The sequence below is a fragment of the Streptomyces sp. A012304 genome, assembly GCF_026008495.1.
Lineage (GTDB): Bacteria > Actinomycetota > Actinomycetes > Streptomycetales > Streptomycetaceae > Streptomyces.
Genome location: NZ_BQUN01000034.1, coordinates 181,335 through 196,938, shown reverse-complemented (window position 1 = coordinate 196,938; position 15,604 = coordinate 181,335). Strand labels below are relative to the sequence as shown.

General features: G+C 75.8%; 11 protein-coding genes and 1 pseudogene. 6 read left to right on the top strand and 6 right to left on the bottom strand.

The window, feature by feature from the left end; genetic code table 11:
* Nucleotides 1–181: 181 nt before the first annotated feature.
* A complete protein-coding gene (locus ALMP_RS07930; RefSeq protein ID WP_264925531.1) occupies nucleotides 182–2,335 on the bottom strand; it encodes a SpoIIE family protein phosphatase in 2,154 nt (717 codons plus the stop codon).
* Between the two features lie 164 nt (nucleotides 2,336–2,499).
* Between ALMP_RS07930 and ALMP_RS07925 the strand changes: the two are divergent.
* A pseudogene (locus ALMP_RS07925) lies at nucleotides 2,500–3,126 on the top strand (LuxR C-terminal-related transcriptional regulator); the annotation flags it as partial.
* Here the strand turns inward: ALMP_RS07925 and ALMP_RS44125 are convergent.
* The 4 genes from ALMP_RS44125 to lanKC all read right to left on the bottom strand — a co-directional run bounded on the left by ALMP_RS44125 (nucleotide 3,049) and on the right by lanKC (nucleotide 9,516).
* The gene (locus ALMP_RS44125; protein ID WP_309299442.1) at nucleotides 3,049–4,902 is read right to left on the bottom strand and encodes an ABC transporter ATP-binding protein; all 1,854 of its coding nucleotides are present in this window, start codon (nucleotides 4,900–4,902) and stop codon (nucleotides 3,049–3,051) included. The pseudogene ALMP_RS07925 and the gene ALMP_RS44125 sit on opposite strands and share 78 nt — an antisense overlap.
* Entirely contained in the window at nucleotides 4,899–6,602 is a 1,704-nt protein-coding gene (locus ALMP_RS07915) for an ABC transporter ATP-binding protein (RefSeq protein ID WP_264925529.1), read from the bottom strand. Before ALMP_RS07915 ends, ALMP_RS44125 begins: the two co-directional genes overlap by 4 nt.
* A gap of 93 nt (nucleotides 6,603–6,695) precedes the next feature.
* Nucleotides 6,696–6,812 carry a SapB/AmfS family lanthipeptide gene (locus tag ALMP_RS07910; RefSeq protein WP_264925528.1) on the bottom strand — a complete coding sequence of 39 codons (117 nt, stop codon included), beginning with the start codon at nucleotides 6,810–6,812 and terminating at the stop codon, nucleotides 6,696–6,698.
* An 85-nt stretch (nucleotides 6,813–6,897) separates the two neighbouring features.
* Entirely contained in the window at nucleotides 6,898–9,516 is a 2,619-nt protein-coding gene (lanKC, locus tag ALMP_RS07905; RefSeq protein WP_264925527.1) for a class III lanthionine synthetase LanKC, read from the bottom strand.
* A gap of 218 nt (nucleotides 9,517–9,734) precedes the next feature.
* Between lanKC and ALMP_RS07900 the strand changes: the two genes are divergently transcribed.
* The 5 genes from ALMP_RS07900 to ALMP_RS07880 all read left to right on the top strand — a co-directional run bounded on the left by ALMP_RS07900 (nucleotide 9,735) and on the right by ALMP_RS07880 (nucleotide 14,374).
* A complete protein-coding gene (locus ALMP_RS07900; protein ID WP_264925526.1) occupies nucleotides 9,735–12,179 on the top strand; it encodes a SpoIIE family protein phosphatase in 2,445 nt (814 codons plus the stop codon).
* Nucleotides 12,180–12,229: 50 nt separating this feature from the next.
* Nucleotides 12,230–12,601 (top strand): DUF6479 family protein, encoded by a 372-nt coding sequence (locus ALMP_RS07895; protein WP_264925525.1) that lies wholly within the window; start codon nucleotides 12,230–12,232, stop codon nucleotides 12,599–12,601.
* Nucleotides 12,602–12,631: 30 nt separating this feature from the next.
* Complete coding sequence (locus ALMP_RS07890; RefSeq protein WP_264925524.1) at nucleotides 12,632–12,814, top strand: hypothetical protein; 183 nt, start codon at nucleotides 12,632–12,634, stop codon at nucleotides 12,812–12,814.
* Nucleotides 12,815–12,878: 64 nt separating this feature from the next.
* Nucleotides 12,879–13,835: a dTDP-glucose 4,6-dehydratase gene (gene rfbB, locus ALMP_RS07885; protein ID WP_264925523.1), complete on the top strand. Its 957-nt coding sequence runs from the start codon at nucleotides 12,879–12,881 to the stop codon at nucleotides 13,833–13,835.
* 38 nt (nucleotides 13,836–13,873) lie between these two features.
* Nucleotides 13,874–14,374, top strand: coding sequence for a metallophosphoesterase (locus tag ALMP_RS07880; RefSeq protein ID WP_264925522.1), 501 nt, complete (start codon nucleotides 13,874–13,876; stop codon nucleotides 14,372–14,374).
* A gap of 13 nt (nucleotides 14,375–14,387) precedes the next feature.
* Here ALMP_RS07880 and ALMP_RS07875 read toward each other — a convergent pair whose 3' ends face one another.
* On the bottom strand, nucleotides 14,388–15,485 hold the full coding sequence (locus ALMP_RS07875; RefSeq protein WP_264925521.1) for an XdhC family protein: 1,098 nt from the start codon (nucleotides 15,483–15,485) through the stop codon (nucleotides 14,388–14,390).
* Between the last annotated feature and the right edge of the window lie 119 nt (nucleotides 15,486–15,604).

Here is a 15,604-nt window from a genome sequence, read left to right as displayed (position 1 = left end):
GGGGTGGCTGTGTGCCTCCCGCTCGGAACCTTTGTCCGGCGCCTGACGGTGTCTGGGCGGACACCGCGCGCCTCCCGCCCCGCGCCTGACGGTGTGTGGGCGGACACCGCGCGCTTCCTGCCCCGCGCCTGACGGTGTGTGGGCGGACACCGCGCATCACGCCCGGCGTCCCGGCGGTCCGTCAGGGGCCTTCGTGGGCGCGTAGGAGCAGCAGGGCCACGTCGTCGATGCGCTCCTCCGCGGCCGCGTGATAGCCCACCAGGCCGTCGGCCACTTCCTCCAACGGCCGGTCGCCGGACTCGCCGAGCCGCCGCCCCAGTGCGGTGACGGCGTCCTCGATGTCCGTCCCGGGCGCCTCGATCAGCCCGTCCGTGTACAGGGCGAGGACACTGCCGGGGGAGAGGCCGACCTCCGTCGTGGCGTACGTCGCCTCGCCGTCGATGCCCAGCAGCGGGCCGCCCGCGAGGTCGAGGACACGCACCCGGCCGTCCGGCCGGCGCAGCAGCGGCGGCGGATGCCCGGCCCGCGCCATGACCGCGCGCCCATGCCCCGGATCCAGCCGCAGGTACAGACAGCTGGCGAACAGCTCGGCCCCGAGGTCGATCAGCAGCCGGTTGGTGCTGCGCATCACCTCCGCCGGCTCCTGGCCCACCGTCGTGTACGCGCGCACGGCGGTACGGATCTGCCCCATCAGCCCCGCCGCGGTCACGTTGTGCCCCTGGACGTCCCCGATGACCGCCGCCGGCAGTGGCCGTGAGGGCACCAGGTCGTAGAAGTCGCCGCCGATCTCCATGCCCCGGGTGGCCGGCAGATAGCGTGCGGTGGCCTCGATGCCCGGCAGTGGCGGCAGCGAGGGCGGCAGCAGCGCCGCCTGGAGCCCGTGCGCGAGCTGGTGCTTGGTGTCGTACAGCAGCGCCCGGTCCAGGGCCTGCGCGATCAGTCCGGCCAGACTGGTGAGCACCGCGCGTTCGTGGGTGGAGAAGGCGTGCGGCTCGGAGTAGGCCAGCACGCACGCGCCCACCGGACGGCCGGAGGCGATCAGCGGCAGATAGGCCCAGGCTGCGAAGCCGTCGGGGGTGGCGTGCCGGGCGGGGTAGAGACGCTCCAACTGCTGGACGGAGTCGAAGAACGCCGGCACGCCGTGCGCGAGGACGTGCGCGCCCGGTGTCGGCGAGGTCAGCGGCATCCCCTCGCACCGCTCCACCACCTGCGGATCGGGGTAGCCGTGGTGCCCCAGGACACGCAGCCGGCCCACCCGCGTGCCCAGCAGGGCCAGCGCCTGACTGCCCACCGCCGGGGCGATCTCCGTCGCCACCAGCCGCACCACGTCCTGCACGCTCACCGTCTCGGTGAGCGCTCCCGCCAGGCTCAGCGCCTGCGACATCGACACCAGCCGGGTCGGCGCGTCCCCCCGCGCCGGCCGGGCCGGGCCCGTCTCGGACACGCCCCGGGCCCGGCTGATCCGCAGACTGATCCCGGTGGTGCTCGGATACAGCCGGAACGACAGCCAGTCGGAGGGCGGGCGCAGCGCCACGAACGACGTGGCCTCCTGACTGAGCAGCGCCGCGCGGTGGCGCTCCTCGTACATCGGGTCGTTGAGCCAGGGCACCGACGCCCACAGCTGGGTGCCCAGCAGCCGGCTCGCCGCGACGCCGAGCAGACCGGTCGCGGCGGCGTTGGCGAAGGTCACCCGCCCGTTCAGGTCCAGCGAGCACAGCCCGTACGGCAGCCGCGCCACCATCCGCGCCGCCTCGATCGGGCCGAGCGTGTCGGCGACGGCGCCGATCGGCCCCGTGTCCAGCGGATCCGTCTCGGGCAGCACCGGACGGTTCTCCGCCGCCGCCCGCTCCAGCCGCCGCCCGAGCCGCTCGCAGGCCGACTCGAGCTCCTGGCGCTCCCCGTCGGACAGCTCCGGCGGGTGCGAGCCCGGCCAGGTCACGAAGACCGCCCCGTACACCTTCGACTCGGTCGCCACCGGCAGCGCCGCCAGGGCGAAGGGGTAGGGCAGCACCACGGCGATACGCGGATAGCTGCGGGCCATGTCCTCCTCGCCGCCCACCCACACCAGCCGCCGCTCACGGGCCGCATCGGCGACCGGGACCGGCGCGCTCAGCCCCACCCGTTCCCAGGGAGCCGCGAACGACCGGGGCAGCCCGGCCATCACCGCCATGTCCAGGACCGGTTCGTCGCCCACCCGCAGGTAGACGGCGCCGGAGTGCGCCCCGACGGCGTCCATCATCCCGGTCAGCGCCAGCGACAGCAGCGGATGGCCGACCGGCGCCCCGACGGCCGTCGGCGCCCGGCCGGACCCGGGTCCGTCGGACACGGCGACCACCTCCTCGCCCGGTCCCGCGCGTCCAGGAACCCAATCTGCCCCCTGGCGGCCCGGAGCGCACGGCGAGCGGCGCCACCGCCTACCCCGTCGCCCCGTGACCATGCCTCCTCAGTCGAAGCGCGCCGCGGCGTACGGGCGCCGGACGTGCGCCCCCGCGCCTCGCGATGGCCGGATCTTCGCGCCCAGAAACGGTCCGGGGACCCAACAATGGGGCACGCGTTCATCATCGGGAAATCCGGCGGCGGCAGGACCGAAGGGGCGGGGCAGTGATCCGGGTACTTCTGGTGCACGACGAGTGTCTGGTGCGAGCGGTCCTCGCGCAGTGGCTGTCGGTCCAGCCCGACCTGCGGGTGGACGACACGCCGTGGCGTGGCGCGTCGGCCCGGGTGCGGTCCGTGCGGCCCGACGTGTGCGCCGCCGACCTCGAGTGCGCGGACACCTACGGCATACCGCCGCTCGGCGAGCTGAGCCCCCGGGGTACCGGGGCGGAGCCGCCGCGGCTGCTGGTCCTTGCCGGTGCGAACAGACCGGGACTGCTGAAACGGGCCCTGGAGGCGGGGGCGCTCGGTTACGTCGACAAGGCGGGTTCGCCGGAGCGCCTGCTGCACGGGATCCGCAGGGTCGCCCAGGGGGAGCGTTTCGTCGACGAGTCGCTGGGGTTCGGTTTCCTCCAGGCCGCCGAGATGCCGCTGACCCGGCGGGAGCTGAGCGTGTTAACCCTCGCCGCCGAGGGCGCGTCGGTCGCGGAGATCGCCGGGAACCTGCACCTGTCGCATGGGACCGTGCGCAACTACATGGCGGCCATCACCCGCAAGACCGGGGCCCGCAACCGCATCGACGCCATCCGCATCTCGCAGGGCCAGGGCTGGCTGTGAGGACGGCTCCCACCGGCCGACGAGCTCCCGGTACAGGGCCGAGCGCCGCAGCACCTCCTTGTGCGTCCCGTACGCCGTGCGCGGGCCGTCCATGACCAGCACGCGGCCGGCCCGACGGGCCGAGCTGATCCGGTGGGCCACGACCACCAGGCTGCCGCCCGGCCGCGCCGCGAAGGCACGCTCCGCGCGCTCCTCCGCCTCCGGGTCAAGATGACAGGTCGCCTCGTCCAGCAGGGCGAGCGGCGCCCGCGACAGGTACGCGCGCGTGAGCGCGATCAACTGCCGCTCCCCGGCGGAGAGCGTCGCCGGGTCCACGTCGGCCCCCGTCCCGCCGAGGCGGTCGAGCAGCGGGCCCAGGCCGACCGTCTCGGCGGCGGCCAGCATCTCGCTCTCGGGCACGGGGCCGGACCGCAGATACGCGAGGTTCTCGGCGAGCGTGCCGCTGAAGACGTATGCCTCCTGCGGAATGAGCACCCGCAGCCCGCCGGCCTCCGCCGTCGGCCGCCCGAACACCCGCACCTCCCCCCGCCCCGCCTCCACCAGTCCGGCGACCAGGGCGACGAGGGTCGACTTCCCGCTCCCGCTCGGCCCGACGACGGCCAGATGACCGCCGGCCGGCAGCGTGAGGCCGAGACCGTCCAGGACGGGGGCGGAGGCGGGCCCGTAGGCGAAGGACACGGCGGTGAGGGAGACGGCGGGGACCTCGGCGTCCGGTGACAGCGGTGTGTCGTCCCGTGCCGTCGCGCACGGGGGGCCGCCGGCCGCCGGCACGGCCAGGCGGCGCAGGACCACCGTCAGCCGGGAGCCGCTCGTGCCCAGACCGTGGACGAGGTCGGCGAGGGCCGGAAGGAGGGACTGGGTGACGTAGGTGAGGGCACCGACCAGGGCGCCGGGGGTGACGCCGTGGCCCAGCAGCCACGGGCCGCCGGCCAGGAGCAGGACGACGGGGAGATGGCCGCCCAGCGCGAGGCAGACCACCCGGGCCACGCCCCAGCGGGCGAGGGAGCGGGCCGCGCGCAGCTCGGCGTCGGTGTACACGCCGGTGTCCGCGGCGATCCGGTCCTCCGCGCCGGCGGCCGTGATGTCCCGCAGCCCCGGGCAGACGGCACCGAGGTGGCCCGCCAGGGCCTCGTCGGCGGCGAGGAACGCCTCCTGGCGGCGTGCGAGCGGCCGCAGCGTCACCGCGAACAGCCCCACCCCGGCGATCAGCGGGGGCACCACCACCAGCAGCAGGACGGGGGCCAGCGAGAACAGGCCGATCAGCGCGCCGGCGGCGGTGAAGACGAACGAACGCGAGACCATCACCAGCCCGGCGAAGGTGTCCCGGGCGATCTCCACCTGCTGGGTGAGACCGGACAGCGCCCCGCCGTCCGCCTCCCGCACCCCACACTCCACCACCCGCGCCACGAGCCGGTCCCGCAGCGGCTCCACCAGCGCCGCGACCGCCCGGTACACCCGCCCGGTCCCGTACGCGCCGACGAGCACCCCCGCCCCGGCCACCGCCAGCCACCCGAGCCCCACCCGCGTCCGCCCGGCCAGGAACCCGTCGTCCAGGGCCCGTGCCAGGGCGAAGCCGAGCAGGAAGGCCTGACCGGCCTCGAGCACGGACCAGCCGGCGAGCCGCAGCAGGACCCGCGGGTGGGCCCGCAGGAAGCGGAGCCCGCGCCGACGCAGTCCGTCGGGCGCGCTCACGTGTCCGCCCCTTCCTCGTCCGGTGCGAAGACCGCCCGGTAGGCCGCCTCCCGCCACAGCTCCGCGTGGGTGCCCACCGCCCGTATCCGGCCGCCGTCCAGCCAGGCGACACGCTCCGCGCGGGCGGCGGTGCCGGCGCGGTGGGTGACGACGAGGCGGGTGCCGGGCCGGTCCGGGTCGAGGAGCGCGCGGGTGACCTGGTGCTCGGTGACCGTGTCGAGGCTGGAGAGGGCGTCGTCGAGGACGAGGAGGCGGCCGCCGCGGGCGAAGGCGCGGGCGAGGCCGAGACGCTGGGCCTCCCCGCCGGAGTGGGGGGCGTGCGCGCACGGGGTGGCGTAGCCGGCGGGCAGGCGGCGGACGAAGTCGTCCGCGCGCGCCGAGCGGGCGGCCTCCCGCACGCGGGCGGGGGAGGGGCGGGGCAGTCCGAGGCCGATCGTGTCCTCGACGGTGGTGCCGAGGAGGGCGGGGCGGTCGAAGGCGTGGGCGACCGCAGCGCGCAGCTCGGCCCGGGAGAGGTCGGGCAGCGGGACGCCGTCCAGCAGGACCTGCCCGGCGTCCGGGTCGGCCAGCCGGCCGGCGAGCGCGGCCAGCAGCGACTTGCCCGAACCCGAGCGGCCCACCAGCGCGAGGGTGCTCCCGCCGGGCACCACCAGGTCGACGCCGTCGAGGACCGTGCGCCCGTCGTGCCGGGCGGTCACCCCGCGCAGCTCCAGGCGGCCCGGTCCGTCCGGGGGCAGGCGGCGGTCGCCGTACACCGGGACCGGCCGGGCCAGGACCTCGCCCAGGCGGTCGGCGGCCGCGCGGGCCCGGACGAGGCCGGAGAGCCGGCCGACCAGCACGCCGACGCCGGTGGCGAGGACCGCGTACCGGGAGGCGGCGAGGACGTCACCGGCCGACAGCCGGTGCCGGGCGAGGAGCAGACCGGCCACCGCGACGACGCCCAGGTGCAGCAGCGGGGCGACGGCGACGGCCCGGGCGGAGGCGCGGCCCTGGACGTGCCACATGCGCCGGCCCGCCCGGGCCAGCTCGGGCAGCGGGCGCAGGATCCGGGCCATGTCCCGGTCGGCCGTCCCGGCCGCGCGGACGGTGCGGGCGCCGCCGACCGCTTCGGCGAGCGCGGCCGCGATCCGCCCCTGCGCCCGCTGGTACTCCGCCACGCAGGCGGAGGTGTCCCGGGCGAGGGCCCGCAGCAGCAGTGTCAGGGCGGGCGCGCCGGTCAGGAACACGGCCGCCAGCCACGGGTCGATCAGGGCGAGCGCCACCACACCCCCCACGGGCCCGGCGAGCGCGGCCAGCAGGGCGGCGCGGGCGGCGGGCGACGTGCCGGCCTGGGCGGCGCTGCCGACGAGCCGGGCGACGAGGTCGCCGGGCCCGAAGCGGGCGGCCGGCCGGGGGCCCGCGGCCAGGACGTGGCCGGTCGTCCGGCGGCGCAGAAAGGCGGTGGTGCGGGCGTCGACGGTGCCGGTGAGCACCGTCTGGCAGGCGTCCAGCACGGTCAGCGACAGAACCAGGACCGCGCAGGCCGCGACCCAGCGGCCGGCCGGTGCCCCGGCGAGCAGCAGGTCCAGGGCGCGGCCGAGGGCGGCCGGCAACAGCAGTCCGGCGCCGGCCGTCGCCACGCTCACCAGGCACAGGACCGTGCAGCGGGCGCCGCTGTGGCGGGCCGCCGCACGGAGCAGTTCGCGGGTGGTCCGCTGCACCGGGGCGTCCTTCCTCGGGATCACGGGACGGACCCCGGGCGGCCCCTCCCTCGCGGGAGACGGCCGCCCGGGGCGTTCAGCGCCTGGTGCCCGTCACAGACAGAGCAGGACGCTCGCGGCGCTGACGCAGGACAGCAGGCTGAGGGTGCTGGCGCCGCCGCCCCCGGTGAGCTCGTCGGATTCCATCGTCTGCAGGTCGAGCAGGGCCATGGTGGTGTCCTTTCGTCCGTTCGGATGATGTGTTCGTCCCGTGGGGACGGGGTTGCGTCACGACTCCTTCAGAGGCGGAGCCGCGTCATGAGGGCCGCCGGTGCGGCGGCGGGAGGAAGGGCAGATGGGCCCGGAGGCCTCCGCCCGGGACCGGGCCGGTGTCCTCGCCGAGGGCCGCGGCGAGCGCGAGCAGACAGCCCGCCGTTCCGGTGGCGAGGTCCATGGACAGGCGCATCATCTGGTGTCCGGGGAAGGCGAGCTGTCCCTGGTAGGGCATCGCGAACCAGCCGAGCCCGGCGATCTGCTCCCGGAGCCGTTCCCGTGTCGCGCCGGGAGTGTCGGTGCGGGCCAGGTGCAGGATCATCCCGGCGCGGCCCTGGAAGAGGCCGGGCTGGGCGTAGAAGCGGGAGGTGGCCGCGGTGAGGACGCCGGCCCGGGCCCGCTCGAAGGCGCCGTCGGGGTCCCCGGCGAGGGCCAGGTACGCGTCGAGCACCATTCCCACGCCCACGCTGCCGTCCCCGAGGTACGGCAGCGTCCGCCACCCCTCGTCGACCTCCAGCGCGCCGCCCGCGCGCTGTACGCAGCACTCCAGGTCCCGGCGCAGCGCGCTCGCCGCCGCCTCCAGCAGCGCCCGCTCGCCCGTCGCCTCGTACTGCCGCAGCAGGAACAGGGCGGGGCCGCTCGCGCCCCGCAGCAGCCCGGCCCGCCGCCGGTCCGGCGCGGCGGGCGCCGGTTCGGCGAGGCGTCCGACGACGAGTTCCGCGGCCTCGGCGGCCCGCGCCCGCAGCTCCGGCTCACCCGTCTCGACCGCCAGGTGTCCGAGGACCAGGCCGAGGCCGGCCAGGCCGCCCCGCAGGTCCCAGGACAGGTTCCGCCAGCGCTCGCGCAGGATGCCCTCGACCAGGTCCAGGGCCCGCTGCCGGTGGCCGAGCAGGTGCAGGACGTGTGCGACGCCCGCGAGTCCGTCGTACAGGCCGAGCGGGGTGCCCGTGGGCGGCGGCGCCGTGTGCTCCAGCAGCCAGCGCTCGCCCTCCTCGTGGCGTTCGGCGCCGGTCGCCGCCAGCGCGTACAGCACACCGGCGGCGCCGTGCGCGAGACCCAGGCCGCCGCCGTCGGAGAACTGGGCGATGTCGCCGGGGTACAGCCGGTCGTCGCGGTCCGGGGTCGCGGAGGCGAGGATCGCCTTGACCATCGAGTCCCGGCTGTGCGGCCAGTCACCGGGCTCCACCCGGGAGGCGGGCGCCGAGGGCACCGGACCACCGCCGGCCACGGTACGGGTGATCTCCGCGACCGCCTCGTCCAGGAAGGCGCGCGGCACGTCCGGGAACTGCTCGGCGATCACCTCCGCCAGATGGGCGGCCTTGCCCCGGTCGACCACGAACAGCGTGGTGACCGGCATGAACAGGGCGAGCCGCAGACAGGCCAGCGCGTACCGGTCGACGTCGGCGCCCCGGCGGTCCGGCGGGGCGAAGAAGCCCGGGTGCGCGACCACCTGGCGGCCGTTCTCCTCGGCCGGGGCGGCCGCCTCGAAGTCGATCAGGAACACCGACTCCTCGTCGGGCGCGACCATGATGTTGAAGACGTGCAGGTCGTTGAAGACGATCCCGCGCGCGTGGACCTTCTCCACCGCCCGCTCCACCGCTCCGTGGATCCGCACCGCCCACGCCGTGTAGGCGGCGACGGCCGCCGGGTCGGGGTCGGGGGCCAGCAGCGGGTGCCGTTCGGCGAAGAACGAGTTGAGCGGGCGTCCCTCGACGAAGTCCATGACCAGGAACCGGTGGTCGCCGAGGGTGAACCAGTCCCGCACCTCGGGCACCACGCCCGTGCCCGCGACCGCCTCCAGCGCCCGCTTCTCGCGCTCCAGCCGGGCGATCGCGTCCGCCCCGTCGGAGGCCAGCCCCGCGTGCGGACGCCCCTCCTTCAGCACCACCTTGCGCCCGTCGCGCAGATCGGTGCCCGCGTACACCCCGCCGCCGTTGGAGAAGTGCAGCGCCTTCTCGATCCGGTACGGCAGCTCGCCCACCGTGGTGGCGCCGCGCGCCGCCAGATGCGGTTCGAGGAACGCCGGCAGTGTCACCCACTCGGGCACCTGGAAGGACGGCGCCCGCCGGTCGGGCACCAGCGTGCCGGACCCGTCGCGCACCGCCGGCACCAGCGAACCGCGCTCGTCGACGGTGAACACGCGCGCGAAGGCGCCGTAGCGGACGTACAGCGGGCCGTCGTACCAGCGCAGGTCGGTGAGGATGTAAGGGCCCTCGAAGCCCTTCAGCAGCTCGCCCAGCTCCCGCAGGACGGTGTGCAGCCGCTCCTCGTCGGCCGGGTAGAGCGTGACGAACTTCCCGCTGGTGTCGCGGCCGGCGTACTTGGTGTTGCGCAGGTGCAGCAGGTGCGGGCCCGGCACGAACTTGAACGGGATGCGGCGCGGGACGCAGTAGTCCCACACGATCGCCGCGATCTCCTCCGCGTTCGCCCGGGTGGCCGAGGCGTGGACCTTCCAGCCCTGGGCCGGTCCCGGAGCCGGCGCCCCGTCGGGGCCGAGCGGCGTCAGGTTCAGCCAGTCGCCGGTCCGCGCCGCCTCCCAGCCCTCCGGCACCGCCCGCCGCGCCGTCTCGAACAGCGGTGCGGCGCCGCCCGCGTCCAGCCGGTCGGGCGTCTCGTAGAAGTGCGTGTCCGCCAGCGCGTACACCTCGTACCGCTTGTCCATGCGTCCCCCTCCGTCGGCCCGGCCACGAGATTCGCAGTGGGCCATGGGGCGCCGACAGTCACGCCTGTCACCAGATCGACGTGCGGAACGCACAGGTAAAGACATGTTCGGTCCGTTTCGAGTGCCGGCCCGGCGGGTCCCTCGTCGAACCCCCGCCCGGCCTCCACGACTCGGCCCCAGGGGCTGCGCGAACGTCGCATAAGCGCTGTAATACCGACGTGGTGAGTCAGGGTGCGGCGGAGCGCGACAGGAGAGCGTTGCGGACCGAAGTTGCCCTCAAGACGATCACGGTCGATCCCGCCTCACCCGAACGGGTGCGCCGCGTCCTCGAACAGGCGCTCGTGTTCAGCGGCGCCGCCCTCGCCGCCGTCTACGCCCCCGGCGACGACGGCGACCTGCTGTGCCTGGTCGAGTCGGCCGGCGTCCCGCGCACCCTCTACGGGCTGCGCGAGACCTACCCCGTCGAGGGGAACTCCCCGGCCGCCGGCGCCCACCGCGCCCGACGGCCCGTCTGGCTGGGACCCGAGCAGCTCGCGGAGTACGCCGAGTCCCGGCGGATGGCCGCCCGGGACGTCCACCTGGCGGCCCTGCCCGTGGCCGACGGCGCGGGCGGCTGCCTGCTCGCCGTCAGCGAGCACCCCGGCGGCTTCGACCCCGACGACCGCGAGAGCCTGGAGCTCATCGCACAGGCCGTGACCCTGCCCGCCCCCGCCGCACCCGTCGAGGGCGAGGAACTGCCCGCCAACGCCTTCACCCTCGCCATGGACAGCGGACGGGTCGAGGTCGGCGACGAGATCCTGGAACTGTTCGGCCTGAGCCGGACCGCGTTCGACGGCCGCGTCGAGACCCTGCTCGGCCTCACCGTCCCCGAGGACCTGCCCGCGCTGATGTCCGTGGTCGAGGCCGACCACATGTCGATCGGTGAGCGGGAGCTGGAGTTCCGGGTGCTGCGGCCCGCCGGCCCGCCGCGCTGGCTGCGGCTGCGCGGCCGGCTGCTGCCCGGCGGCGAGGGCCACCCGGCGCGCCTGGTCGGCACCGTCGCCGACGCCTCCACCCTGCGCTCCGACGTCACCGACGTGGCCCGGGTGCAGCGCCTGGCCGCCGCGCTCGCCACCGCCGGCACGGTCCGCGACGTCAGCCAGGCCGTCGTCGCCGCGCTGCGGGCGCCACTGCGGGCCGACCGGATCGCGCTCGCCGAGCTGGAGAACGAACGGCTCGTGGTCACCGTCCTGGACCCGCCCGAACCCGAGGCCTGGCCCGAGCTGTGGCGGCTGGAGTGGCGCACCGAGTGGCCGGACGCGCCGGTGCGCGCCATGCCCACCCTCGCCGCCGCCCTGCGCGGGGGCCGCGCCCAGATCTGGCCCGCCGGCACCGGCCTGGAACCCGCCCTCGCCGAGGTCGGGCCCGGCGGCCTCGCCGTGCTGCCGCTGCCCGCCGCGGGCCGCATGGCCGGCGCCTGCCTCATCGGCTGGGACGCGCCCCACGACTTCGGCCCCGACGAACGCGCCCTGCTCACCGCCTCCGCCGGCCTCGTCGGCCAGGCCCTGATGCGGGCCCACGCCTTCGACGCCGAGCACGAACTCGTCGGCATGCTCCAGCGCCAGCTCCTCCCGCGCCGTCTGCCGAAACTCCCCGGCGCGGTCGCCGTGGCCCGCTACCTGCCCGCCACCGCCGGTCTGGAGGTCGGCGGCGACTGGTACGACGTGATCCCGCTGCCCGACCACCACGTCGCCCTGGTCATCGGCGACGTCCAGGGGCACAGCACCGGCGCCGCCACCCTCATGGGCCAGATGCGCACCGCGCTGCGCGCCTACGCCGCCGAGGGACACCCGCCGGACGTGGTCGTCTCCCACGCCAACCGGCTTCTGATGGAGCTGGAGACCGACCTCTTCGCGACCTGCTGCTACGTCGACGTCGACATGGAGGCCGGCACCGCCTGGTGCGTACGGGCCGGACACCCGCCGCCCGTGCTGCGTCACCCGGACGGCGCAACCGACATCGTCGAGTCCGACGGCGGCCCCCCGCTCGGCGTCGTCACCCAGGCCGACTTCCCCATGGCCCCGCTGCGGCTGATGCCCGGCACCGTCGTCGCGCTGACCACCGACGGACTCCTGGAGTCCGCCGACTCCGACATCGACGCGGGCATCGACCGCCTCGCCCACGGCCTGTCCGTGGCCGACCCCGCCCACCTCGGCCTGGTCGCCGACGCCCTGCTCGGCCACGCCCACCGCGGCGACGACGTCGCCCTGCTCCTCATGCGCTACGACGGCATGGCCGTCAAGCCCCTGCGCGAGGGCTGGACGGTGTGGCGGGTGCCCGAGGCGGCCCGGCACGCCCGCCGCTTCAGCCGCCGCACCCTGCGCTCCTGGGGCGTCTCCGACGCCGCCATGGACGCCGCGCTGCTCATCGTCTCCGAACTCGTCACCAACGCCCTCGTGCACACCGACGGCCGGGTCCGCCTCGACCTCACCCTCATCAACCACCGGCTGCGCGTCGCCGTCACCGACTCCTCCCCGCGCAGCCCCGTCAAACCCACCGGCCTCAGCTGGGAGGCGACCGGCGGCCGCGGTGTCCTGCTCGTCGAGGCCATGTCCGAGGCGTGGGGAACGGTCCCGGTCAGCGGCGGCAAGCAGGTGTGGAGCGAGGTGGCGCTGACCGAGTGAGCCGGGCGCGGCCCGGGTGTCCCGCGGCGCGCCCGGGGTACCCGGCGTCCATGGACACCATCGCCACCGCCCACCTGGCAGCCTCGGGCAGCTCCGTGCTGGCCTCCGTGGCGTTCGTCGTCGTCGGCGTCGTCCTCGTCGCCGGCCTGATCTGGGCCTTCCGGCTGGGCTTCCGGGTCCGCAGGAACGAGCCCGCGCCGCCCCGGCCCGACGACCAGCCCCGGATGCCCGCCTCCGGACCCGTCCGCGAGAGCCACCGGGTGCGCGAGCCGAACGAGATGCCGCAGTCCGCGGACGGCGAACGCCTCACCCCGCACGAGCTGCGTCCCACCGGCGGACGCGACAGCGACGACCAGAGCCGCCCGCGGTGGGACCCCGGCTCCAGCGGCTCGTTCGGCAGCGGCGGCCCCGGTGCCCGCTGACCGAGACCCACAGAAAGGTGCTGAACCGTCGTGACCTCGCACACCGTGGAGAAACCCGCCGCGCGCCGGCCCGAGACCGGCTGGGCCAGGGCCCGTCGGCTCCGCCGCCAGAGCCCCGCCCTGCGCACCTGGATCCCCGCCGTCGACGCGCCCGGCGTCGTCCTGGGCCCACGGTCCGCTCCGGAGGGCCACATCATCAGGGGCGAGGACTGACCCGCGGCGCGCACCCGGCGGGGCCGGCTGGCCCCCGGCGGGTGCGGCGAGGTACAGATCCCGCATGAACCTCCTCGTCACCGGGGCGGCCGGCTTCATCGGCTCCGCCTATGTCCGCGCTCTCCTCGCCGAGGGCGGCACCGACATCACCGTCCTCGACAAGCTCACCTACGCGGGCACGCTCACCAACCTGCCGGCCGGCCACCCCCGGCTGGAGTTCGTCCACGGCGACATCTGCGACGCGGACCTCGTCGACAAGCTGATGGCCGGCGCCGACCAGGTGGTGCACTTCGCCGCCGAGTCCCACGTGGACCGCTCCATCGAGGGCGCGGACGTGTTCGTCCGCACCAACGTGCTCGGCACCCAGACCCTGCTGGACGCGGCACTGCGGCACGGCGTCGGACCGTTCGTGCACGTCTCCACCGACGAGGTCTACGGCTCCGTCGAGACCGGCGCCCGCACCGAGAGCGACCCGCTGGCCCCCACCTCGCCGTACTCCGCCTCGAAGGCCTCCGCCGACCTGATGGCCCTTTCCTACCACCGCACCCACGGCCTGGACGTCCGCGTCACCCGCTGCTCCAACAACTACGGCCCGCACCAGTTCCCCGAGAAGGTCGTCCCCCTGTTTGTGACGAACCTCCTCGACGGCGAGAAGGTGCCGCTGTACGGCGACGGCCGCAACGTCCGCGACTGGCTGCACGTCGAGGACCACTGCCGGGGCGTCGACCTGGTGCGCGTCCAGGGCCGCCCCGGTGAGACATACAACCTCGGCGGCGGCACCGAACTGAGCAACCGCGAACTGACCGGCCTGCTCCTCGAGGCCTGCGGGGCCGGCTGGGACCGCGTCGAGCACGTCGCCGACCGCAAGGGCCACGACCTGCGGTACTCCGTCGACTGGACCAAGGCCCGCACCGAACTCGGCTACCGCCCCCGCCGGGACTTCGCCACCGGCCTCGCGCAGACCGTCGCCTGGTACCGCGACCACCGCGACTGGTGGGAGCCCCTGAAGCGACGGCGCTGACCCGCGCCCCAGGGGCCGCGCCGCCGTACGCTGGTCCCGTGCGCCTGCTGATCACGTCGGACACCCATCTCCCCCAGCGCGCCAAGGCCCTCCCGGCCCCGCTGCTCGACGAGCTGCCGCACGCCGACGTGGTGATCCACGCGGGGGACTGGGTCGACGTCGCCACCCTCGACCTGCTGGAGCACCGCAGCCGCCGGCTGATCGCGGTGTACGGCAACAACGACGGGCCCGAGCTGCGCGCCCGGCTGCCCGAGGTCGCCCGCGCCGACCTCGGCGGGGTGCGCTTCGGCGTGGTCCACGAGACCGGCCCCGCCCAGGGCCGCGAGGCGCGCTGCGCGGCCCGCTTCCCCGACCTGGACGTCCTCGTCTTCGGCCACAGCCACATCCCGTGGGACACCACCGCACCCGGCGGGCTGCGCCTGCTCAACCCGGGTTCCCCGACCGACCGCCGCCGCCAGCCGTACCGCACCTATCTGACCGCCTCGGTGGCCGACGGCCGCCTCACGGACGTCGTCCTGCACCGGCTGCCGCCGCGCTGAGCCCGCCGCGCCCTCACCGCCCGTGGATCGCCCCGGACGTCACGGTCAGCGGGGCGCCGCTGCCGCCCCACCGCAGCGCGACGATCTCGGCGGCCACGGACACGGCCACCTCCTCGGGCGTACGGGCCCCCAGGTCGAGCCCGACGGGGGAGCGCAGCCGGGACAGTTCACGCTCCGTCAGCCCCGCCTCGACCAGCCGCCGACGGCGGTCGTCGTGGGTGCGGCGGCTGCCCATCGCCCCGATGTACGCGGCCGGCCGGCGCAGGGCCACCTCCAGCAGCGGCACGTCGAACTTCGGGTCGTGGGTCAGCACGCAGATCACCGTGCGCCCGTCGGTGTCCGTGGCGCGCAGATAGCGGTGCGGCCACTCGACGACCACCTCGACGCCCTCCGGGAAGCGCTTCGGCGTGGCGAACACCGGCCGCGCGTCGCACACCGTGACCCGGTAGCCGAGGAAGTCCCCGAGACGGGCCACGGCCGCCGCGTAGTCGATCGCGCCGAACACCAGCATCCGCGGCGGCGGCGCGAAGGAGTGCAGGAAGACCGAGACGGCGTCCTCGCGCCGCTGTCCGCGCGGGCCGTAGTGGCGTACGCCCGTGGCGCCGAGGGCCAGCTCACCGCGCGCGTCGGCGGTGACCGCCGCGTCCAGGCCCTCGGTGCCGAGCGTGCCGGAGGTGCGCTCCGGCCAGACCGCGAGAGTGGCGCCGCGCGTGGCCGGTCCGTCCGTCACGGTGGCGACGGTCACCGGCCCGCCCGCCGCCACCGACCGCGCCACCGCCCCGAACGCCGGGTCGCGGCCGGGCGTCACCGGCCGCACCAGCAGAGTGATCTCGCCGCCGCAGGTCAGACCGACCGCGAACGCGTCGCCGTCGCTGTAGCCGAAGGTCTCCAGCCGCGCCTCACCGCTCGCCACGACCTCCCGCGCCAGCTCGAACACCGCGCCCTCCACACACCCCCCGGACACGCTGCCGGCCACCTCGTCGCCGGGCCCGACCGCCATGGCCGCGCCGGGCCCGCGCGGCGCGCTGCGGCTGACGGCGACCACGGTGGCCAGCCCGAACGGCTCACCGGCCGCGTACCACCCGTCGAGCACCGGGAGAATCTCACGCACGGTCCGCTCCTTCCCGGCCACCGCCGGCCTCGCACCCCCCAGGGCACGAGTTCCCCCCTCCTGCGAACCCGGCCAGGGCGGGGCGGCTGAAGCTTTCGGTCATGCCGGTTCCCTGGTAG

Coding starts and splice junctions, on each gene's coding strand:
- ALMP_RS07910 (WP_264925528.1), bottom strand. CDS start 6,812: ATGGCCCTGCTCGACCTGCAGACGATGGAATCCGACGAGCTCACCGGG.
- lanKC (WP_264925527.1), bottom strand. CDS start 9,516: ATGGACAAGCGGTACGAGGTGTACGCGCTGGCGGACACGCACTTCTAC.
- ALMP_RS07895 (WP_264925525.1), top strand. CDS start 12,230: ATGGACACCATCGCCACCGCCCACCTGGCAGCCTCGGGCAGCTCCGTG.
- rfbB (WP_264925523.1), top strand. CDS start 12,879: ATGAACCTCCTCGTCACCGGGGCGGCCGGCTTCATCGGCTCCGCCTAT.